Origin of the sequence: Micromonospora chaiyaphumensis, assembly GCF_900091435.1 — a bacterium.
Lineage (GTDB): Bacteria > Actinomycetota > Actinomycetes > Mycobacteriales > Micromonosporaceae > Micromonospora > Micromonospora chaiyaphumensis.
In genome coordinates, this window is sequence record NZ_FMCS01000003.1 from 150,754 (window position 1) to 170,829 (window position 20,076).

General features: G+C 70.9%; 23 protein-coding genes. 8 read left to right on the forward strand and 15 right to left on the reverse strand.

All coding sequences use genetic code 11. The features are described from left to right. Positions 1-4: 4 nt before the first annotated feature. Positions 5-1,021: an ABC transporter substrate-binding protein gene (locus GA0070214_RS10025; RefSeq protein ID WP_091261705.1), complete on the reverse strand. Its 1,017-nt coding sequence runs from the start codon at positions 1,019-1,021 to the stop codon at positions 5-7. A 16-nt stretch (positions 1,022-1,037) separates the two neighbouring features. Next, the gene (locus GA0070214_RS10030; RefSeq protein WP_091261706.1) at positions 1,038-1,919 is read right to left on the reverse strand and encodes an ABC transporter permease; all 882 of its coding nucleotides are present in this window, start codon (positions 1,917-1,919) and stop codon (positions 1,038-1,040) included. A gap of 214 nt (positions 1,920-2,133) precedes the next feature. Between GA0070214_RS10030 and GA0070214_RS10035 the strand changes: the two genes are divergently transcribed. Together GA0070214_RS10035 and GA0070214_RS10040 are read left to right on the forward strand one after the other, a co-directional pair. Continuing rightward, positions 2,134-3,147, forward strand: coding sequence for a LacI family DNA-binding transcriptional regulator (locus GA0070214_RS10035; protein ID WP_244167632.1), 1,014 nt, complete (start codon positions 2,134-2,136; stop codon positions 3,145-3,147). Continuing rightward, positions 3,144-4,298 (forward strand): mandelate racemase/muconate lactonizing enzyme family protein, encoded by a 1,155-nt coding sequence (locus tag GA0070214_RS10040; RefSeq protein ID WP_091261708.1) that lies wholly within the window; start codon positions 3,144-3,146, stop codon positions 4,296-4,298. Before GA0070214_RS10035 ends, GA0070214_RS10040 begins: the two co-directional genes overlap by 4 nt. Positions 4,299-4,427: 129 nt before the next feature. Here GA0070214_RS10040 and GA0070214_RS10045 read toward each other — a convergent pair whose 3' ends face one another. The 3 genes from GA0070214_RS10045 to GA0070214_RS10055 are packed head-to-tail and all read right to left on the reverse strand — an operon-like array spanning position 4,428 to position 5,797. Then, positions 4,428-5,000, reverse strand: a complete 573-nt coding sequence (locus tag GA0070214_RS10045; RefSeq protein ID WP_091261709.1) for a TIGR03086 family metal-binding protein — start codon at positions 4,998-5,000, stop codon at positions 4,428-4,430. Continuing rightward, complete coding sequence (locus GA0070214_RS10050; RefSeq protein WP_091261710.1) at positions 4,987-5,469, reverse strand: SRPBCC domain-containing protein; 483 nt, start codon at positions 5,467-5,469, stop codon at positions 4,987-4,989. Before GA0070214_RS10050 ends, GA0070214_RS10045 begins: the two co-directional genes overlap by 14 nt. Continuing rightward, the gene (locus GA0070214_RS10055) at positions 5,402-5,797 is read right to left on the reverse strand and encodes an ArsR/SmtB family transcription factor (protein WP_091261711.1); all 396 of its coding nucleotides are present in this window, start codon (positions 5,795-5,797) and stop codon (positions 5,402-5,404) included. The genes GA0070214_RS10050 and GA0070214_RS10055 overlap by 68 nt, the downstream gene beginning before the upstream one ends. A 133-nt stretch (positions 5,798-5,930) precedes the next feature. Here GA0070214_RS10055 and ggt point away from each other — a divergent pair, with 133 nt between their 5' ends. Together ggt and GA0070214_RS10065 are read left to right on the forward strand one after the other, a co-directional pair. Further along, entirely contained in the window at positions 5,931-7,733 is a 1,803-nt protein-coding gene (gene ggt, locus GA0070214_RS10060) for a gamma-glutamyltransferase (RefSeq protein ID WP_091261712.1), read from the forward strand. A 158-nt stretch (positions 7,734-7,891) separates the two neighbouring features. Continuing rightward, positions 7,892-8,479: a dihydrofolate reductase family protein gene (locus GA0070214_RS10065; protein ID WP_091261713.1), complete on the forward strand. Its 588-nt coding sequence runs from the start codon at positions 7,892-7,894 to the stop codon at positions 8,477-8,479. Positions 8,480-8,508: 29 nt separating this feature from the next. On the opposite strand, the gene GA0070214_RS10070 is transcribed toward GA0070214_RS10065, so the two are convergent. Next, a complete protein-coding gene (locus tag GA0070214_RS10070; protein ID WP_091261714.1) occupies positions 8,509-9,381 on the reverse strand; it encodes an LLM class F420-dependent oxidoreductase in 873 nt (290 codons plus the stop codon). A gap of 55 nt (positions 9,382-9,436) precedes the next feature. After that, positions 9,437-10,924: a purine-cytosine permease family protein gene (locus tag GA0070214_RS10075; protein WP_091261715.1), complete on the reverse strand. Its 1,488-nt coding sequence runs from the start codon at positions 10,922-10,924 to the stop codon at positions 9,437-9,439. 402 nt (positions 10,925-11,326) lie between these two features. Between GA0070214_RS10075 and GA0070214_RS10080 the strand changes: the two genes are divergently transcribed. Continuing rightward, the gene (locus GA0070214_RS10080) at positions 11,327-12,658 is read left to right on the forward strand and encodes an MFS transporter (RefSeq protein WP_091261716.1); all 1,332 of its coding nucleotides are present in this window, start codon (positions 11,327-11,329) and stop codon (positions 12,656-12,658) included. Positions 12,659-12,707: 49 nt separating this feature from the next. On the opposite strand, the gene GA0070214_RS10085 is transcribed toward GA0070214_RS10080, so the two are convergent. The 6 genes from GA0070214_RS10085 to GA0070214_RS31755 all read right to left on the reverse strand — a co-directional run bounded on the left by GA0070214_RS10085 (position 12,708) and on the right by GA0070214_RS31755 (position 17,304). Then, the gene (locus GA0070214_RS10085; RefSeq protein ID WP_091261717.1) at positions 12,708-14,543 is read right to left on the reverse strand and encodes an AMP-dependent synthetase/ligase; all 1,836 of its coding nucleotides are present in this window, start codon (positions 14,541-14,543) and stop codon (positions 12,708-12,710) included. 125 nt (positions 14,544-14,668) lie between these two features. After that, the gene (locus tag GA0070214_RS10090) at positions 14,669-15,400 is read right to left on the reverse strand and encodes a TioE family transcriptional regulator (RefSeq protein ID WP_091261718.1); all 732 of its coding nucleotides are present in this window, start codon (positions 15,398-15,400) and stop codon (positions 14,669-14,671) included. Next, positions 15,367-15,717 (reverse strand): hypothetical protein, encoded by a 351-nt coding sequence (locus tag GA0070214_RS32995; protein WP_167364221.1) that lies wholly within the window; start codon positions 15,715-15,717, stop codon positions 15,367-15,369. Before GA0070214_RS32995 ends, GA0070214_RS10090 begins: the two co-directional genes overlap by 34 nt. A gap of 160 nt (positions 15,718-15,877) precedes the next feature. Then, entirely contained in the window at positions 15,878-16,240 is a 363-nt protein-coding gene (locus tag GA0070214_RS10100; RefSeq protein ID WP_091261719.1) for a YciI family protein, read from the reverse strand. 273 nt (positions 16,241-16,513) lie between these two features. Beyond that, a complete protein-coding gene (locus GA0070214_RS10105; RefSeq protein ID WP_091261720.1) occupies positions 16,514-17,140 on the reverse strand; it encodes a dihydrofolate reductase family protein in 627 nt (208 codons plus the stop codon). Beyond that, positions 17,137-17,304, reverse strand: a complete 168-nt coding sequence (locus GA0070214_RS31755) for a hypothetical protein (RefSeq protein ID WP_167364222.1) — start codon at positions 17,302-17,304, stop codon at positions 17,137-17,139. The genes GA0070214_RS10105 and GA0070214_RS31755 overlap by 4 nt, the downstream gene beginning before the upstream one ends. A gap of 53 nt (positions 17,305-17,357) precedes the next feature. Between GA0070214_RS31755 and GA0070214_RS10110 the strand changes: the two genes are divergently transcribed. Beyond that, positions 17,358-17,804 (forward strand): winged helix-turn-helix transcriptional regulator, encoded by a 447-nt coding sequence (locus tag GA0070214_RS10110; RefSeq protein WP_091261721.1) that lies wholly within the window; start codon positions 17,358-17,360, stop codon positions 17,802-17,804. Here the strand turns inward: GA0070214_RS10110 and GA0070214_RS10115 are convergent, their stop codons facing one another. Beyond that, positions 17,805-18,320, reverse strand: a complete 516-nt coding sequence (locus tag GA0070214_RS10115) for a winged helix-turn-helix transcriptional regulator (protein WP_091261722.1) — start codon at positions 18,318-18,320, stop codon at positions 17,805-17,807. A 74-nt stretch (positions 18,321-18,394) separates the two neighbouring features. Here GA0070214_RS10115 and GA0070214_RS10120 point away from each other — a divergent pair, with 74 nt between their 5' ends. Continuing rightward, positions 18,395-18,982 carry a dihydrofolate reductase family protein gene (locus GA0070214_RS10120; RefSeq protein ID WP_091261723.1) on the forward strand — a complete coding sequence of 196 codons (588 nt, stop codon included), beginning with the start codon at positions 18,395-18,397 and terminating at the stop codon, positions 18,980-18,982. Continuing rightward, a complete protein-coding gene (locus tag GA0070214_RS10125) occupies positions 18,976-19,791 on the forward strand; it encodes an MBL fold metallo-hydrolase (RefSeq protein WP_091261724.1) in 816 nt (271 codons plus the stop codon). The genes GA0070214_RS10120 and GA0070214_RS10125 overlap by 7 nt, the downstream gene beginning before the upstream one ends. A 31-nt stretch (positions 19,792-19,822) precedes the next feature. Here GA0070214_RS10125 and GA0070214_RS10130 read toward each other — a convergent pair whose 3' ends face one another. Beyond that, entirely contained in the window at positions 19,823-20,056 is a 234-nt protein-coding gene (locus tag GA0070214_RS10130) for a hypothetical protein (protein WP_091261725.1), read from the reverse strand. Positions 20,057-20,076: the final 20 nt, after the last annotated feature.

The following is a 20,076-nucleotide window of genomic DNA, read 5'->3' on the forward strand; positions in this document are numbered from 1 at the left end:
AGAATCAACCCTTCGGAGCGAAGCTCGCGTCCCAGTAGGCCGACGGGGACTCCGCCTTGGTGATCACACCGGCGTCGGCGAAGACGGTGATGGTCTTCTGCCAGTCGGCCTCGTCGTTGACGCCCGGGGCCTGCCCCTTGGTGGCGTCGGTGTGCAGCAGCTGCAGGGTGGCGTTGAACTGGTCGGTCAGCACCTTCTCCGACGGCAGCTGCTGGGAGGCGCCCGCCATGGCCGCGACCGCGCCGGCCGCGTCCTTCTCGGCGGCGGACCACGCCTCGCTGCTGGCCGCGACCATCCGCTTGACCAGGTCCTGCTTGTTCTTGATGGTGTCGCTGGAGGCGATCAGGCCGTTGCTGTAGAAGCTCAGGCCGTGCTCGGCGAACTTCAGGTAGGAGACCTGCTTGCCGGCCTTCTCCTGCATGGTCGGGCCCTGGTCGGTGGCGAAGCCGAGCAGCGCGTCGGTCTTGCCCGACATGACGGCGGCCATCTTGCCGGCCGGGTCGGTGTTCTGCAGGGTCACGTCGCCGGCGGCCAGGCCGTTGGCCTTGAGGAACGCCGGGAAGGTCTTGCTCAGCGCGTCGCCGGCCGTGGAGGCGATGGTCTTGCCCTTGAGGTCGGCGGGGGAGGCGATGTTCTTGTCGCTGAAGAACTGCACCGACGACGGGGTGGTCTGCAGGAAGACGCCGACGCTCTTGACGTCCATCCCCTGGCCGACGGCCGAGAGCAGCGCCGGGGTGTCGGCCCAGCCGAAGTCGGTCTGCCCGGCAGCCGTGGCCTGCACGGTCTTCTGCGAGCCCTGGCCGGCCTGGATGGTCAGGTCGATGCCGTGCTTGGCGAAGATCTCCTTCTTCTTGCCGTAGTAGAACGGCGCGTGCTCGCCGTACGGGTACCAGTTGAGGGTCAGGGTCACCTTGTCCAGGCCCTGGGCGTTCTTCTCCTGCTCGTCGGAGGACGAGCCGCAGGCGGTGGCGGCCAGAAGGAGTGCCGGCACGAGCGCGACGGCGAGAGTACGCAACTTCATCCGAAGGTTCTCCTGTTCACATCGTTGTGGTGGCGGCGTCGGTGCGGCGGCTGGCGTGCCAGGGCATGACGAGGTACTCCAGCAGTTCGACGACGACGAAGAGGATCACGCCGAGCAGCGACATGATGATCAGCCCGGCGAACAGGGTCGGGGTGTCGAGGTTGCCGTTGGCCTGCAGGATCACGTAGCCGAGGCCCTCGTTGGCGCCGACGAACTCACCGACGACGGCGCCGGTGACGGCCATGGTGGCGGCGACCTTCAGGCCGGCGAACAGGTGCGGCAGGGCGGCGGGGAACCGGATCTTCCGGAACGTCTGGGCCGGGCCCGCGCCCATGGTCGCGGACAGTTGCAGCATCTCCGGGTCGATCGACTTCAGGCCGGTGACCGTGGAGATGACGATGGGGAAGAAGGCCATCAGGACCGCGACGACGACCTTGGGCGAGAGCCCGAAGCCGAGCCACACGATGAACAGCGGCGCGATCGCGATCTTGGGGATGACCTGGGCGAACAGCAGCAGCGGGTAGAGGCTCTTCTCGACGGTGGGCGAGTAGACCATGACCACGGCCGAGAGCACGCCGACCAGGATGGCGATGGCGAAGCCCAGCACCGTCTCGTAGGTGGTGATCCAGGTGTGGTGGGTGAAGTAGCCCGGCTGGGCGAGGACCACGTCCAGCGTCGTGCCGGGCGAGGGGACCAGGTAGGGCTTCACCAGTTCCGCGGCGGTGACCACCCACCAGACGAGAAGGATGGCCACGAGGACCGCGGCGGGGCGCCAGGTGTTCCGGGCGAACCGGAGCAGGCCGGTGCCCGCCCCGCCGGGGCGGCGGGTGGCCGACGCGGTGGCGCCGGCGGGAGCGGTGGTGCGCTCCGGTTGCTCGATGGTGCTCTGCGCGGCCATGACCCTCCGTTCTCCCTGGCTGGCCGGCGGTTTCCGGGTACTCAGCCGCTGGGTAGGCGCGTGCCGTCGGCAGGGCCGGGCGACCCCGGTGAGGACGGGGAACCGGCCCTGAATGCGCTTTCAGTAAGCGCTTTCAGGGTGCTACGGTAACCACGCCGAAATAATCCGGTCAAGAACTTCCGCAGGGGGAAAACCGATGCAGCCACGGGCGCACGTGACCTTGGAAGACGTGGCCAAGGCCGCCGACGTCTCGCTGGCCACGGCCTCCCGGGCGCTCAACGGCATGCGCGTCACCCCGCAACTGCGCGACCGGGTCCTCGCCGCCGCCGAGAAGCTCGCCTACACGCCCAACGCCCACGCCAGAGCGCTCGCCGGCGCCTCGCACCGCACCGTCGGCGTCATCTGCCACGACGTCACCGACCCCTACTTCGCCGCCATCGCGGGCGGGGTCATGCGGGTCGCCGGCGCCAACGACCTGCTCGTCATGCTGGCCAGCACCTTCCGCGACCCGGAGCGCGAGATCGCGTACGTGTCGATGCTGCGCGCCGAGCGCGCCCCGGCCATCCTGCTGATCGGTTCCGGCTTCGAGGACGCCCGGTGGGAACGGGCCCTGGAGGCCGAGCTGAAGCCCTACCTGGACGGTGGCGGCCGGGTCGCCGTGGTCAGCCGCCACCGCAGCCTGAAGGTCGACAGCGTGCTGCCGGAGAACCGGGCCGGCGCCGCCGCCATGGCCCGCGCCCTGCTCGACCTCGGCCACCGCCGCTTCGCCGTCCTCTCCGGACCGCCGGCGCTCACCACGGTCGCCGACCGGCTCGGCGGCTTCCGCGAGGAACTGGCCAAGGCCGGCGTGGCGCTCGCCCCGGCCGACATCGTCGAGGCGCCCTTCACCCGCGACGGCGGCTACGGCGCCATGACCGAGCTGCTGACCCGGGGCTCGACGGCCACCTGCGTCTTCGCCCTGACCGACGTCATGGCCATCGGCGCCTGCGCGGCGCTGCGCGACCAGGGCCTGTCCGTCCCGAACGACATCTCCGTCGCCGGGTTCGACGACATCCCCATCGTCCGCGACCTCACCCCGCCGCTCACCACCGTGGCGCTGCCGCTGCAGACCCTCGGTGAGAAGGCCATGGAGCTCGCGCTCACCGAGAACAACGGGCGGCGCCGGCGGCTCCTGCGGATGGGCGGCGAAGTGGTCCTGCGCGGCAGCACCGCGAAGGTGGGCTCGTGACCCCGCTCGCCGGCCTGACCATCGAGGCGGTCGACACCTACGCCGTCGCGCTGCCCACCGTCCGCTCGTTCGGCGTCTCCGGCGGCTCGGTCGCCGTCGCCGGCACCCCGAGCATCCGCGTGCTGGTCAAGGTCACCGCCGGCGGCGTCACCGGCTGGGGCGAGGCCACCCCCATCCCGGCCTGGACCTACGAGACCGCCGAATCGATCGTCACCACCATCGACCGCTACCTCGCCCCGGCCATCCTCGGCCGTCCCGCCTGGGACCTCGACGGCGTCACCACCGCCTTCGACCGCGCGATCAACCGCGGCTTCACCATCGGCTCGCCCCTGGCCAAGAGCGCGGTCGACGTGGCCCTGCACGACCTGCTCGGCCGCGCCCTGGGCGTACCGGTCGGAATGCTGTGGGGACAGCGCCGCCGGGACACCATCGAGCTCGGCTGGATCGTCGCCGGGCAGACCGCCGGCGAGGTGGCCGACGCCGTCGCCGAGGGCAGCGCCCTGGGCTACCGGGCGTTCAAGGTGAAGGTCGGCCTGCACAGCGAAGCCGAGGACGCCACCGTGGTGCGGGCCGTCCGCGAGGCCGCGCCCGACGCCGCGCTCTGGGTGGACGCCAACCAGGGCTACACCGTCGACGGCGCGCTGCGGATGGCCCGCCGGCTGGCCGACTACGACGTCACCGCGTTCGAGCAGCCGCTGCCCGCCAACGACGTCGCCGGGCAGCGCCGGTTGCGGGAGACCTCTCCGATCCCCGTCGCGCTCGACGAGAGCCTGCGCCATCCGAGCGATCTGGCGACCTTCGTGAAGCTCAACGCGGTGGACGTCGCCATCGCCAAGGTGCAGCGCAGCGGCGGGCTGACGCTGTCGCGGCGGCTCTGCGCCCTGGCCGAGGACTCCGGCGTCCGGCTCATGGGCTCCGGGCTCACCGACTCCGACCTGGGCCTGGCCGCGTCGCTGCACCTGTTCGCCGCGTACGGCATCGACACGCCGGTCGACCTCAACGGGCGGCAGTTCCTCACCTCCTCCTACGCCACCGGGGCGACGGTCGAGATCAAGGACGGTGTCGCACGCGTGCCGACCGGTCCGGGGCTCGGCGTCGACGTGGACGAGTCGGTGGTCCGGGAACTCGCCGTGGACGTTCTCGGCCGGTAGCCGTCCCGGAAGCCCACAGCCTGGCGCCATCACGTCGCCTTGAGCGCATCGTCGCCGCCGACTTCGAGCACTGGTTGCGGGACCGGACGACGGTGCGGCGGTCCTGACGACCGCCGGCCGGGGCTCGGTTCACGGCCTCGACCAGAACGGATCCCGGCCGATGAAACCCAGCAGCTTGGTCTGGGCGTCCGCGTCCTCGGGCACCGCCACCCGTGGGCCGTACTGGCCGGACGAGCGGATGATCTCCTCCATCTGCTCCATCCCGCCGAGGAGCTGAGCGCAGAGCTCCGGGTCCAGCGCGTCGTCCTGGCCGGTGGCCCGGGCGAGATCCCAGGTGTGCATGAACACGTCGGTGGTGTAGAACCGGTCGATCGCCTCCGCCAGCGGCAGGCTGCCGATGTGCGGGTTGGTGAGGTGCCGGTGCGCGGTCTCCGGATCGTCCAGCACCGCCTGCACGGCATCGGCGTGCGCCTGCCAGGCGGCGACCGGGTCGTCGTTCACGGACGGCCCCGGGGGCAGGTCGATGCCGGCGCCGGAGGCGAGAAATCCGGGGAACCATTCGGTGAGGTGGCGCACCACGTCGCGGGCGGTCCAGCCGGCGACCGGGGACGGCACGTCCCACGACCGGGTGCCCCGGACCCGGTCCGTGAACAGCCCGGCAACCTGTCGGTGCCGCTCGGCCGGACGGTCAGACAGCGCCATCGATGATCATCCCTTCCAGCTTCGCGTAGCCCTCGTTGACACCGACCTCCATGCCGGTGCGCAGCCACGCGTCGCGGCCTTCGAAGCTGTCGACCAGCGACTGGGTGCGCAGCCGCGTACGGCCGTCGCCGAGGTCCTCGAACCACAGCGTCTCCAGCGCGACCCCGTCGGGCTCGCCCTCGAACGTGAAGGTCTGCACGATGCGGTCCGGCCGTACGTCGTGGAAGCAGCCGCGGAACCAGTATTCCGTGCCGTCACGCGCCGAGACGTACCGCCAGCTGCCGCCGGTGGACGCGTCCCAGTGGTCGATCCGGGTGGCCATGTCGTCGGGACCCACCCACCTGGCGAACAACACGGGATCGGTGTGGGCGCGGAACAGCTGCTCGGGCCGTGCCGCGAAGTCACGAGTCATCCGGATGACCGGCAGCCTCGGATCGGCTTCGATCGCGGTTTCCGTGATCCTCTCCATGTCCGTCTCCTTCCATCTCCGCCAGGACGGCGTCGAGGCGGCGGTAGCGCTGCTCGACGCGGCTCCGGTGGCGCTCGATCCAGGTGTCCATCAGGTCGAAGGCCTCGGCCTCCAGGCGCACCGGCCGGGGCTGCGGCCCGCTCGGCCGGCTGACCAGCCCGGCGTCCTCGAGCACCCGCAGGTGCTTGTAGACCGCCTGCAGCGTCATCCGGTACGGCTCGGCCAGCTGGCTGACGGTCGCGTCGCCCTCGGAGAGCCGGGCCACCATGTCGCGGCGGGTCGGATCCGCGAGGGCGGCGAAGGTCCGGGACAGCGCATCCGTGGTCATCCGGCCCCGTCCTTTCAACCCGATGGTTTAAAGGACCGTAGGCCGCAGGCGGACCAGCCGTCAACCCTCGGGTTGCCCGCCCTCGATCGGTGGAGTAGGCAGGAGGTTCACTCATGTCGATCTGGGAGGCCGCATGAGACCTCGGGCCCTCGTCACCGCGACCATCGCCCTGGCCACGCTCGTGGCCGGGACCGCCATGCCCGCCCAGGCGAAGCCGGCCGGGCCACCGAAGGAGCCGGTGGCCGTCGGCTACGGGGGAGCGGTGTCCACGGTGGACGCCACGGCCACGGCCGTCGGCCTGGACGTGCTGCGGCGCGGCGGCAACGCGGTCGACGCTGCGGTCGCCGCCGCGGCGACCCTCGGCGTCACCGAACCCTTCTCGGCCGGCATCGGCGGTGGAGGCTTCTTCGTCTTCTACGACGCGAAGAGCCGGCGGGTGCACACCATCGACGGCCGCGAGGCCGGACCGGCCTCGATGCACGAGACCACCTTCATCGACCCGGCCACCGGGAAGCCGTACCAGTTCGACGAGGCCCGGATCAGCGGGCTGTCGGTCGGCGTCCCGGGCACCCTGCTCACCTGGCAGGACGCGCTGGACCGCTGGGGCACCCGGTCGCTCGCGCAGCTGCTCAGGCCCGCCGCGCGGGTTGCCGAGGAGGGCTTTCCCGTTGACGAGACCTTCGCCGGTCAGGTCGCCGGGAACCAGGCGGCGTTCGGCCAGTTCAGCTCGACCAGCGCGCTGTACCTGCCCGGCGGGCAGCCGCCGGCGGTCGGCAGCACCTTCCGCAACCCCGACCTTGCCGACACGTACCGGCTGATCGCCAAGCGGGGCACCGACGCCTTCTACCACGGCGAGGTCGGCCGCGATGTGGTCGCGACCGTGCAGCACCCGCCGGTGGCGGCGGAGCCGGTCGGCTCGTGGCTGTACCCGATCCGCCCGGCCCGCATGACCGCCGCCGACCTCGCCGCGTACCGCACCCGCTTCCCCGAGCCGACCCGCTCGGACTACCGGGGCCTCGAGGTGTACGGCATGGCCACCCCGTCCAGCGGCGGCACCGCTGTGGGGGAGGCCCTCAACATCCTGGAGCAGTTCGACCTGCGGTCCATGACCGCGACCCAGGCGATGCACCGCTACCTGGAGGCCAGCGCGCTGTCGTTCGCCGACCGCAACCGGTACGTCGGCGACCACACCCCGCGGGACGTGCTCCGGGAACTGCTCAGCGACGCGTACGCCAAGGAGCGGGCCTGCCTGATCGACCCGTCGGCGGCGCTGCCCAAGCCGGTCGCGCCCGGCGTCCCCGACGGCGCCTACGGCGGCTGCTCGGCGGCGGCGGCCGCCGACGTCCGCGACGACCGCACCGGCACCACCAACCTGACCGTGGCCGACCGGTGGGGCAACGTCGTCGAATACACGCTGACCATCGAGGCGACCGGCGGCAACGGCATGGTCGTGCCCGGCCGGGGATTCCTGCTCAACAACGAGCTGACCGACTTCAACTTCGCGCCGACCCAGGGCGCCGCGACCGACCCGAACCTTCCGGGGCCGGGCAAACGCCCGCGCAGCTCCATGGCACCCACGATCGTGCTGGCCGACGGCCGGCCGTTCCTGGCCGTCGGCTCGCCCGGCGGCGCAACGATCATCACCACCGTCCTGCAGATGCTGGTCAACCGGATCGACCGGGGCATGCCGCTGTCGGAGGCCCTCGCCGCGCCGCGGGCGTCGCAGCGCAACGGCGCCAGCACCCAGGCGGAGCCGGCCTTCATCACCGGGTACGCCACCGGCCTCCCGCCGGGCCACGCCTTCTCGCCCACCGCGGAGATCGGCGCGGCGACCGGTATCGAGTTCCTCGCGGACGGCCGGCTGGTCGCCGCTGCCGAGCCCGTTCGCCGGGGTGGCGGCGCGGCGGCGGTCGTCGGCCGCTGGGCGCGCGACTGACGGGGGAGCGCGGCGACGGCCCAGCCTGAGCCGTCGCCGTGCCCCTCGCCGCATGAGAAACCCTCATTTCGAGAGCCCATGTCGGGACCGCCGGGTCGGCTCCGACTACCTCCTGACGGCGCCGGACGGCGGTGCTGCGAGTGTGGCGGAGGTCAGCGATGGGCAAGGTCGTGCTGGACGTGTCGATGTCCCTGGACGGGTTCACGGCCGGGCCGAACGTCCGCGAGGCGGAGCCGATGGGCGACGGCGGCGAACGCCTGCACGCATGGATGGCCGAGCAGGGGCCCGGGGGCGAGGTCGACGCCGCGGTGCGCCGAGAAGTGGACGCGGCCGTCGGAGCAACGGTCATCGGGCGACGCACCTTCGATCTCGGCCTCGGCCCGTGGGGCGGTACCCCGTGGCCCGGTGTCCCCAGCTTCGTGGTGACCCACCGGGCGAGGCAGGACCTGGCCGGTGACAACGGCGGAACGTTCGCCTTCGACGGGATGCAGGCTGCGGTGCGCCGCGCCAAGCAGGCCGCCGGACACAAGGACGTCCTGGTGCTCGGGGCCGATGTCGCCCGCCAGGTGCTCCGGGCGAACCTGCTCGACGAGGTACGCATCCACCTGGTTCCACTCCTGCTGGGCGCGGGAACACCCATGTTCGCCGGTGAGCGTGCCGAGCTGATCGCGGAAGGAAAGCCGGTCACCGGAACCGTGACCCACCTGCGCTTCCGGGTCGCGCGAGGCCCCGGCCGCCTGTCCTAGGGTTCACCGGCGGCCGAGCCGGTAGTGGATCAGGCGAGTTCGGCGAGTCGCGCCGCGACCCGCTGCTCGGCCAGTTCCTGCGCGAACTCCACCGGGTGGCGGTCGGGCATTGTCTGCACCTCGGTGACGCCGAGCGCCGCGTACTCGGCCACCTCGGCCACGAACCCGTCGACGTCGGCCAGGGGCGGTCGCGTGACCAGCACCGTCTTGTCGATGCTGCGGTAGTCCCGGCCCTCGGCGGCGCAGTGTTCCCGCAGCACGTCGAGCTTGCGCGCGACCTCCGCCGGGCTGTTGCCGAACACGTTGCAGGCGTCGGCGTAGCGGGCCACGAGCCGGAGCGTCTTCTTCTCGCCGCCGCCACCGATCATGATCGGGGGGTGCGGCCGGCTGATGGGCGCCGGCACATTCAGCGTCTCGGCCAACTGGTAGTGCCTGCCGTCGAACCGGCCGTTGTTGTCGCTCCACATCTGCAGGCAGATCTGCAACGTCTCCTCGAGCCGCTCGAAGCGCTCGCCGACCGGGACGACCGGCACGCCGAGGCCGCGCTGCTCACGGTCGTACCAGGAGGCGCCGATGCCGAGCCGGGCCCGCCCACCGGAGAGCACGTCGAGCGTGGTGACGATCTTGGCGAGCAGGCCCGGATAGCGGTACATCACCCCGGTGACGAGGACGCCGAGTGACATCCGCTCGGTCTTCGCCGCCAGGTAGCCCAGGGTGGTGTAGGCCTCGAGCATCGGCTCCTCGGCCGACGTCGTGAACTCCATCTGGAAGTAGTGGTCCATGACCGTGAAAGCGGCGATCCCGGCCTGCTCCGCGATCCGGGCGGTCTCCGCCAGCGCCCCGGCCGTCTCGGACGGGTCGGCGGGCGTGGAGAAATTCCAGTAGTGCAGCCCGAGCTTCATCGCCCATCCTTTCAGGGTTCCTGGGACAGCTGGCATTATGCCGGGACTGCCCGGATCAGTCGGTGCGTTCCTGGTCGCGGACGCGACGCCGACCGAGCAGCAGGTAGCCGAGGAAGCCGATGGCGAAGGACGCCGCCACCCCGAGGTTCGCGAATGCCCAGTCCCCGGTCCTGCCGCCGAGGCCCGCTGCCGACAGCAGGTAGCCCTGCCAGGACAACCACGACGCCAAGCTGTTGGTCACCAGGCCCCAACCGACGGCGGTACCGGCGACGACGAGTCCGACCGCCGCCGCGCCGATCGAGCCGTATCGGCCTTCGGGCCGGTAGAGGTCCGCCTCCGTGTACGCCTGCCGGCGCAGCGCGAGGTCCGCGAGGAACACGCCGCACCAGCCGGCGATCGGCACGCCGAGGGTGATGAGGAAGCCCTGGAAGGGACCGATGAAGCTGTTGGCGATCCAGACGACGTAGATGGTGCCGAGGATCATCAGGACACCGTCGATGCTCGCCGCCACCCACCTCGGCACCCGCAGTCCGAGGGTGAGCAGCGCCAGGCCCGACGAGTAGATGTCCAGGACCGCGCCGCCGATGAGGCCGAGGATGGCGACGATCGCGAACGGTACGAGATACCAGGTAGGGACGAGCGCCGTCAGGGCACCGATGGGGTCGGCGGCGATCGCGCTGCTGAGCTGCTCGTCGGAGGCGGCGAGCAGCAGGCCGTAGACCACCAGGACCACGGGCGCCACGCTCGCCCCGAACGTGGTCCAGCCGACGACACCTCGGCTCGACGCGCCGCGCGGCAGGTAGCGGGCATAGTCGGCGCCGGAGTTGACCCAGCCGAGGCCGAAGCCGGTCATCGCGAAGATGAGAGTGCCGACGAACGCCTCGACGGACCCGCTCGGCACCGACGACACCGCGGCCCAGGAGATGTGGTCGGCGGTCAGTGCGAGGTAGCCGACGGTCAGGACGGCGGTGGCGACGGTGATGATGCCCTGCAGGCGCATGATCGCGTCGAAGCCGAGGACCCCGGCGAGCACGACGATCATGGCCACGACGAGGAACGCGACAACCTTGGTGAGGTTGCCGCTGCCCCAGCCCAGTCGGTCGAAGACGGTCGCCGTGGCGAGCGTGGCCAGGGCGCAGAGCACGGTCTCCCAGCCCACGAGCAGGACGTAGCTGATGGCCGCCGGCAACGCGTTGCCGCGTACGCCGAACGGGGCCCGGCTGAGGATCATCGTGGGCGCCGAGCCGCGCTTGCCGGCCAGCGACACGAAGCCGACGAGCAGGAACGACACGACGGTCCCGAGCACCCCGGCGAACGTCGCCTGCCAGAAGGAGACGCCGAAGCCGAGGAAGAAGGAGCCGTAGCTGATACCCAGGACGGCGATGTTGGCGGCGCACCATGGCCAGAACAGATCGCGGGGTCGGCCTTTGCGTTCCTCCTCCGCGATCACGTTGATGCCGTTGAGCTCGACGGGCAGGCCGGCCGGCCCGCCGGCGGCGGGCTTCGGGCCTTGACTCTCGCTGGGGCGGACCTCTGCGGTCATGGCTTCCTCGCGCAGTGGGCGGGTGCGACCCGGACGGGTCGATGACTGTGGACGGTACGGGCGATGACCAGTGTCCGGCCGGCGGGCGTGGATGAACAAGGGCCAGGGCGAGCACCATCCAGGCGGAGCCGGCTGATGCAGGCCAGTAAATCGACGGACATGTAGATCTTCAGTCGCTAGAGTGTGAGCTGTTGCGGATCGTCCGCCTGGGAGTTGAGGAGCACTGATGTCCACGTCATCGGCTGGAGCTTCCATTCGCCCCTTGGCGACCGCAGTCGCAGGCTTGTAGCGCCGCTCGTGTAGCGAACCCAGCCCACATCCCGGTCGCCGGGGCGAGGTGACACCTGTCACCGGCCCTTGGCGCTCTTCGGCGCATCCGTCCGCCTTTCCGGGAGCTCTGCTGTGTCCGCTCGTCGTTCCTCGATCCACCGGATCCTTCTCTTACTCCAGCGACTGACCGCTTTCCCGTTCGGCAGGACAGCTCGACGGCTCAGGTCAGCTCCGGCTGCTCCAGACCTTGCTGACGAGACCGTCAGCCACAACGTCCGCCTGCTGGGCTGGTTCAACTTCCTCGGCGACTTCCGCATGTACGGGCCAATCATGGTCATCTACTTTGCGCAGGTCACCGGCTCGTACTCGGCCGCCGCAAGCCTGCTGGCGCTGAAAAAGCTGTCCTCCGCGGCGTTCGAAGTCCCCACCGGCGTGCTGTCCGACCGGCTCGGGCGTCGCGGCACGATGATCGCCGGTGCCGTCGTCATGGTGGCCGCCCACCTCGGGTACGCCGGAGCTTCCGGCTATGGCCTCCTCCTCGCAGCTGTTGTGCTGGAGGGATTGGCGGCCGCACTGTGGAGCGGCAACAACGACGCGCTTCTGTACGACACTCTGCTGGGAGCCGACCGCGAGGCGGAGTTTCCCCGGCACTCGGGCCGGGTGAACTCGATGTTCCAGCTCGCGCTCGCGCTGGCGGCAGCCCTGGGTGGCGTGGTCGCCGGCGCGTGGTCGCTGCGTGCGGTGGTTGTGCTGTCGGTCGTACCGCAGGTGCTGTGCGTGCTCGTCGCCTTGCGGGTCCGGGAACCGCGGGTGCACGGCCCGCTGGAATCGAACGTGCTGGTGCATCTCGGATCGGCCCTGCGCGGCATCCGCCGTCATCCGGTGCTCCGCCGGATGACTCTGGTGTCGGCGCTTCGTTACAGCAGCGAAAGCGCGGCTCAGTTGTCGCCTGTCTTCGTGGCAGGGCTGTGGCCGCTCTGGGCGCTGGGCGTGTGGCGCACTGTCGGCCATGGCGTGGCCTTCGTCGGTTTCCGCGTCAGTGGCTGGGTGATCGGCCGAGTGGGTGCGGCCCGCACTCTGCTGTTCGGTGAGTTGTTCGACAACCTGGCGAACTTCGTGGCGCTGGTCAAGCCGACGGTACTTTCGCCCGTGCTGCTCGGGTCACCGGCCTACGGCATGTCGACAATCGCCCAGCAGACGTTGCTGCAGCGCGAGTTCACCGATCGGGAACGCGCGACGATGGGGTCGCTCGGGTCGCTGCTCGGCAGCGTGCTGTACGGGCTCGTCGCTGTGGGAGCCGGCCTGGTGGCAGACCGCTGGGGCATCACAGCGGCGTTGCTCGCGATCCAGGCAGTGGTCCTGGCCGCACTTCCGCTCGCCTGGTCGGTGCACGTACACGCTCTCCGACCGCCCGCTTGCCCCGACGCCCCATTGGCCGGAACGACGCGAGGAGAGACGGCATGAGCGCCTTCTCAGCCGCCTGACCGGCTCGGTGAACGTACGCGGCAGCGCACTAGTGACCCGCGTAGAGGGCGTCGATGTCGGCGGCGCGCTGCCGCTGCACGGCCTCCCGCCTGATCTTCAGGGTGGGGGTGAGCTCACCGTTGGCCTCGGTGAAGTCGTCGGGCAGGATGCGGAAGGTCTTGATCGCCTCGGCCTTGGAGACCGAGCGGTTCACCCGGTCGACCGCGGCCTGGATGTCGCCGCGCAGGGCGGGGTCGTCGCGCAGTTCCGCCACCGACGCGCGCGGGTGACCGTGAGCGGTTCGCCACCGCGACCAGGCCTGCGGGTCGATGGTGATCAGAGCGGCGGCGTACGGCTTGGCGTCGCCGACGAGCATGCAGTGGCTGACCAGCGGGTCCGCGCGTACCTGATCCTCCATCGGCGCGGGCACGATGTGCTTGCCGGCGGCGGTCACGAGGATCTCCTTGGTGCGTCCCGTGATACGCAGGTAGCCGTCCTCGTCGAGGCTGCCGAGGTCGCCGGTGCGGAACCAGCCGTCGGCGGTGAACGCCGCGCGGGTGGCGGACGGGTTGTTCCAGTAGCCCTGGAAGACGATCTCGCCGCGCGCGAGGATCTCCCCGTCGTCGGCGATCGCCAGCTCCACGCCCGGTAACGGCCGGCCGACCGTGCCGATCCGCATCGCCGAGGGCCGGTTGGCCGCCAACGCCGGGGAGGTCTCGGTCAGCCCGTATCCCTCCAGCGCCGTCAGGCCGGCCCCGCGGAAGAAATGTCCGAGCCGTTCACCGAGGGGGGCGCCCCCGACGATCGCGACGCGGCACCGTCCGCCGAGCGCCGCCCGCAACTTCCGGTACACGAGCAGGTCGAAGACCTGCCGTGCCAGCCGGAGCAGCGGGCCGGGTCCGGACGGGCGGTCGAGTGCCCGGCTGTACCGCACCCCGACGCGGTCCGCGAGGGCGAAGAGCCGACCCTGGTGGTTGCTGATGGCCTTCTGCTGCGCCCGGTTGTACATCCTCTCGAACACTCGCGGCACCGCGAGGACGAACGTGGGCCGGTATCGACGGAGCTGGTCCATCACGCCGCTCATGCTGGCGCTGTGCACCATCGTCGCCCGGGTGTGCACCATCCCCACCTGGATCATCCGGGCGAAGGCGTGCGCCAACGGCAGGAAGAGCACGGTCGACGCCCGCTCGTGGAACAACTCCGGCAGGGCCGCGACCGCGTTGCCGACGTCGAGGCCGATGTTGCGGTGCGTCAGCACGCAACCCTTCGGCCGGCCGGTCGTTCCGCTGGTGTAGACGATCGTCGCCACGTCCCCGCCCGACACCGCGCCACGCCGGGCTTCCACCTGCTCGTCGTCGACGGCCCGGCCCCGGCCCGCCACCTGTATGAGGTCGCCGGCGTCGATCTGCCACGCCTGCCGCAGCCCGGGCAGCCTGTCCCGCACGCCGGACAGCATCGCGGCGTGATCGGGTGTCTCCACCACGCATGCCACCGCGCCGGAGTCGGCCAGGATCCAGGCCAGCTGGTCGGCACTCGAGGTGTCGTACACCGGAACGGTCACCGCGCCGATCGTCCACACCGCATAGTCGACAAGGGTCCACTCGTAGCGGGTACGGCTCATCAACGCCACCCGGTCCCCTGGCGCGACCCCTGCCGCGATGAGCCCGCGCGCCAGCGCCAGGACGTCGTCGCGGAACTGGCGGCAGGTCACCGCCTCCGGGCCGTGTGCGCCGGACTGCTGGGCGGGCCACGACCGGATGTCCGGGTCCGGGCGCAGAAACTGCACGGTGTCCGGTTTCCGTCGCGCGTTGTCCCAGACCACGTCGGCCAGCCCCGCTGACTCGCCGCCGGTCACCTTCGGCTCCGCCGCGATGCTGCCCCGCATGCCCCGTACGCCCCCTGGCTCTAGATCGACGCTTCCCGGCGCGTCGTGACGCGCGATTGCCCGAGGCGTAGCGGGGCAAACTCCGATCCGGCATGGGGCTCTGGTTCGTGGCGCGAAGGATACGTCTAGGGCGTGTCCTCGCGCGGGGCCTGCCGGCACGTGAGGTAGGCGTCGAGCGCGGCGGCGCCGGTGAGCATGGCGCGGCTGCGGGCCGAGAGGCGGGCTCGCCAGTCGCCGAGCATCGATTCGAGGGGTGCGACGCCTCCGGCGGCGCGGACCTGGGCGATCAGCGGGGCGATCTGCTCCAGCAGGTAGCCGCCCCGTCTGAGCTGGTGGGCCAGCCGGGCGTCGCGAACGTCGGCCGCGCTGTAGACCCGGTAGCCCGTGTGCGGGTCGCGGCGCGGCTGGACCACGCCGGCGCGTTCCCACTTGCGGAGGGTGGCCGGGCGGAGCCCGAGCCGTCGCGCGAGGGGCCCGACGAACGTGTCGCCGCGTTCCTGGGGCACGGGACCGAGGTCGCGGGGTGCGGCCTCGACGGCTTGGAGGGTGCGGCGGTCGTCGAGAAGCTGGGCGTGGCTCTCGTCGATGAGCCGGAGCGCGTCCTCGGTGGCGTCCCGGTTGACCGCCCGCATGATCGCCGTGGCCGTCTGGTGGCCGTGCCCGGGGACAAGAGCGAGGAACGCGTCGAGGGCCCGCGCGTGCAGCGGGGTGTAGGTGCGGTAGCCGCTCTCGGTGCGGGCGGCGTCGGGAAGGATGCCGGCCGCCTCGTAGTTCCGGACCGCCTGCGTGGACAGGCCGTGCCCGCGCGCCAGGTCGACCGGCCTCAGCCGTACCCCGTGTTGAAGGTTCCGTGCCACCGCTCTGCCCGAGTTCGCGGAAAAGTCTGCACCGACGGTTCGACGATACCGTTCAAGGAACGACTGACCTCGAAGACCTCACCCAGGCCGTCGACGCCGCCCCCGTCCGCACCCTGCTCCCGCACCGGCCGCGGGTGCTCGCCCTCGGTGAGCCCACCCACGGCGAGGTGGTCCTGCTCGACCTGCGCAACGATCTCTTCCGGCAACTCGTCGAGCAGGACGGCTACCGGACCATCGCCATCGAGAGCGACCGCCTGCTGGGCCTGGCCGTGGACGATCACGTCACCTCGGGTCGACGCCGGCCTGCTGCCCTGCACCGGGGAGACGCTGGAGCAGCTGCTTCGTCGGCCGGCTCCCGGGGGCGGCACTTTTCTGGCCGCCCCCGTGCCTGGTCGAGTCCTTGCCGATACCGCAGCAGCGACGTCGCCCCGGTGCCGGCCACGCCTCGGCTCAAGCCTCAGCCGATGAGTGACGATTTCATCCCTGCAAGACGCGCCGCGGCTTGAACCGGCGAACCTCCTGCGGCCAGCCGCATGCCTCCGCGATTTTGCCGGCCCACATCCGGGCGGTCGCCTCGTCCGGCACGTCCACGATGGTCAGGCCACCCAGGAACTCCTTGCTCTCGACATAGGGCCCGTCGGTGAAGACCACCGCACCGCTTGTCGCGTCTGCGTTGAAGACCGGGCCGTCCTCTTCCTCCAGGCCCCCGGCGAAGACGAAGGCCCCGGCGGCCTTGATCTCATCGACAACCGCCCTGGCGAGTGGACCGCGCCCGCGGAACCACTCCTCGGTGTGGTCACCCACCCACTGCTGATTGAAGTAGATGAGGTACTCAGGCATGTCCGCTCCCTCTGATCGTCCCCGGACCTGACGTCCGTCTCTGCATACGCTACGAACGGCATCCGGCAGATCCGACACTGTCCAGCCTGATTTCTGTTCGGACCACCGTGTGGTGGGGCCGCCTGACGTTTCCGCTGACGGGAGTCCGGTGACCTGTAGTGATGTGGCGGCGGGAGCCGCCCCTGGTTTCCTCCTCACCGTCGAAACTGATGAGACGTACGAGTCGCTGTTCGGGCCGTGGCTGCCGAGCCGCAGTCCTTCCTGGAGTTGGCATCAGCGCATGCCTGGGTGCACAGGCTGGGCTGTCTCCGCCGGTGTGTACGTGTTGACGACGATGCCGCACGCGTACGACTTGGAGCGGACAAGTGTGAGCCGGAGGCCACCGGCGACGGACCGGAACAGCGACTGCCCGCGGCCCACTGCTGTCGGGTTGACGTAGAACTGGTACTCGTCGACAACGCCCGCGGCGGCGAGAGCGGCGGCGAATCCTGTGCCGCCGAAGGCGATCATGTCGCCGCCCGGCTCCGCCTTGAGACGCGCGATGGTCTCGGCGAGCCCGCCGCCTGCCAGTCGGGTGCGCGGCCACGGGAGTCGGAGACCTTCGGCGGTGGAGAACACGATCTTCTCCGCCTCGCCGACTTTCCGGGCGAAGGCGTAGTCGGGCTCGTCGGGATGGTCCGCCGCGCTCCGCGCCCAGTGATCGATGTAGCCCTCCTCGGCCAATTTACGGCTGAGGAGGATCCGGTCGACCGCGCGAAGCGTGTCGTTGAAGTCCCGCTTGAGCTCGTCGTCCCACGGCCAGTGCTGCCCCCAGTCCCAGACCGGCCACCGCACCGCCGGGTCGGCCGCTTCGACGTAGCCGTCGGCGGACGTCTGCATCTGGACGATGAGCCTGCTCACTGGGGATCACCGGCCAGTGTGACGCGTGCCCAGTCCCGAAGCGACGTGGGCGTCGTGGTCTGGCCGTAGCTGGTGAGGTGCCGCTCGACCTCGCGGCCCGTCTTGCCCGTTGCGCCGACCACGACGTACGTGCCGCGGCCGCTCGACTGGTAGTTTTTCGCCACCAGCGCACGGTATGCTGACTGGTAGGAAAAAGCAATCGGTTTGGAGGCGTGGTATGTCCCTGACGCAGCGGTCCCTGTGCCCGATCAGCCAGGCGTTGGAGGTTGTCGGCGACCGGTGGAGCCTGCTGATCGTGAGGGATCTCGCGTTCACCGGAAAGCGACGCTTCCGCGAGCTGTTGCAGTCCGACGAGGGCATCTCGAGCACAGTGCTCTCGGACCGGCTCGCGCGGCTGGTCGAAGCCGGCGTGCTGGCGCGACACGGCCATCCGAACCACCGGCAGATGGCCGTGTACAGCCTGACGCCCGTGGGTATTGACCTGCTCGATGTCGTGGTCAGCCTGGGCATCTGGGGCCGGCGGCATCTGCCGGTGACGGATGCGAGCAGCACGCCCGTCGCGGACCTGGAGCGGGGTGGACAGGCTGCCCTGGAGGAGCTCAAGCGACGGACGCTGCAAGAACACGTGATGAACGCCTCTGCGGCCGGGGCGTCCGAGAACTGACTATGCCGGGCCATCCGGCGGCGTCAACCGGCGGCGTTCCTGTTCGGCGGCGCAGGCGGCGTTGAGGCGTTCGAGGGGGTCCGGGCCATCGTGGAGCTTCGGCGGGGCGTCCAGGTGGCGCACCCGCAGCTCGTCCATGAGCTCCTCGATGAACGCCGGGCCCGCCTCGCGCATGATCCGCTGCCGGATCTGGAGCTCCTCGGTGCCCGGGCGCCAGTCGAGGCCCCAGTTGCCGAGCGCGTAGAGGACCGGAAGGGTCTGGATGCCGGCTTCGGTGAGGCTGTAGCGGGCACGCTGCCCGCGCGCCGCGGTGCCTCGGGTGAGGATCCCCGCCTCGACGAGCCGCACGAGGCGGTCGGCGAGGATGTTCGAGGCGATGCCCTCGATCGACCCGGTGAGCAGCGCCCGGAAGTGGCGGCGGTCGCCGAAGATGACGTCGCGGAGCACGAGCAGCGCCCAGCGGTCTCCGAGCACCTCGACGGCCGCGTTGATCGGACACCCGGATCGTGGCTCCACGACTCCTCCTTGACAGGCACGTGACCCTCAATATAGTGGTTGCAAACCGCAATCACTAGCGGGAGGAGGGGACGATGGGCCGCTTCCTGTACTGGATGAACGTGTCCCTCGACCTGCGGATCGAGCAAGTTCCCGGAGACGACGGTGCCGGCGAGTGGCTGCGCATCGACGAGGAGTTGCACCGGGAGTTCAACGCCCGGGCCCGGGCGCTCGCGGGCATGGTCCAGGGCCGGGTCATCTACGAGACGATGGAGGAGTACTGGCCGCGGGCGCGCGAGGATGCGTCGCTGCCGGACTTCATGCGCGAGTACGGCGAGATCTGGACCTCCGCGCCCAAGGTGCTCGTCTCCCGCACCCGGCACAGCGCCGGCCACGGCACCCGGATCATCGGCGGGGACGACGCGATCGAGCAACTGGCCGCCCTCAAGGCGGAGACCGACGGCACCCTCGGCGTGGGCGGCGCGGCGCTCGCCACGCAGCTGCTCCGGGCGGGGCTTCTCGACGAGCTGCTGCTCTTCACCCACCCGGCGATCCTCGGCTTCGGCCGGCCGCTGTTCGACGACTGGGGCCGGCCGATCGAGCTCGACCTGCTCGAGCAGCGATCGTTCAGGCAGGGCGTCACGATGCATCACTACGCCATCCGGGAGGCGAGCTCGTGCTGAGGCAGGTCGCGGACGGCGTGCTGGTTCACGAGAGCGCATTCCTCCAGAGCCACACCGTCGTCGTGCACGGCCGCGCCGGCGTGTTGCTCATCGACCCCGGGTTGCAGGGGCACGAACTGGCCTGCCTCGCGAACGACCTGTCCGCGTCGGGCCGGCCCGTCGTGGCGGGCTTCTCGACGCATCCGCACTGGGATCACCTGCTCTGGCACGCACAGCTCGGCGAGGCGCCCCGTTACGGCACGGCCCGCTGCGCGGCCGCCGTCCAGGAACAGCTGTCCGACCCGGACGTGAAGGCCCGGATCACCGAACATCTGGCCGAGACGGAGATCGCCGGGCAGGTCCCGCTGGACGGGTACGGCCTCATCACCGCCCTGCCCACCGGGACGGCACGGATTCCCTGGGACGGCCCCGGGGTCCGGATCATCGAGCATCAGGCGCACGCACCGGGCCACGCGGCACTGTTCGTCGAGGAGCTCGGGGTTCTCGTCGCCGGCGACATGCTCTCCGACGTCCTGGTCCCGATGCTCGACCTGGAGGGCGCCGCCAACCCGATCGAGGACTACCTGGCCGCACTGCGGCTGCTGGAGGGTGTGGCGGCCGATGTCGATGTCGTCGTCCCCGGCCACGGGTCGGTCGGCGGAGCCGGTCAGGCGCACGAGCGGATCGAGCGGGACCGGGCGTACGTGCTCGCCCTGGGTGACGGCCGCGAGCCCGACGACCCGCGAATCGGCCCTTCGGCCAGGCCCGGCTGGGAGTGGGTGGGCGATCTGCACCGCGGGCAGGCCCAGCGCCTGGCCGCTGGTGCCTGACCAGATCAGGAAGCCCGCCTGGCGGGGCCGGTCACCGCTCGGGATGGCGGCGGACGAAGTCCTGGTAGGTCTCGTTCGCGAGTTCGATCTCGCGGACCTCGGCGGCGAGTTCGGCGCGCCGGATGTCCGCCGCCGACCGGGCGCGGGCCAGCCGCAGCTCGTGCCGCCGGTCCCGGGCGCGCGACCAGCCGCGGACGGCGGCCCAGGCGATCCACCCGCCGGACGCCGCCAGGCCGGTCACCGCGAAGGCGAGCAGGAATTCCATCTCGACGTCTCCTCCCGCTC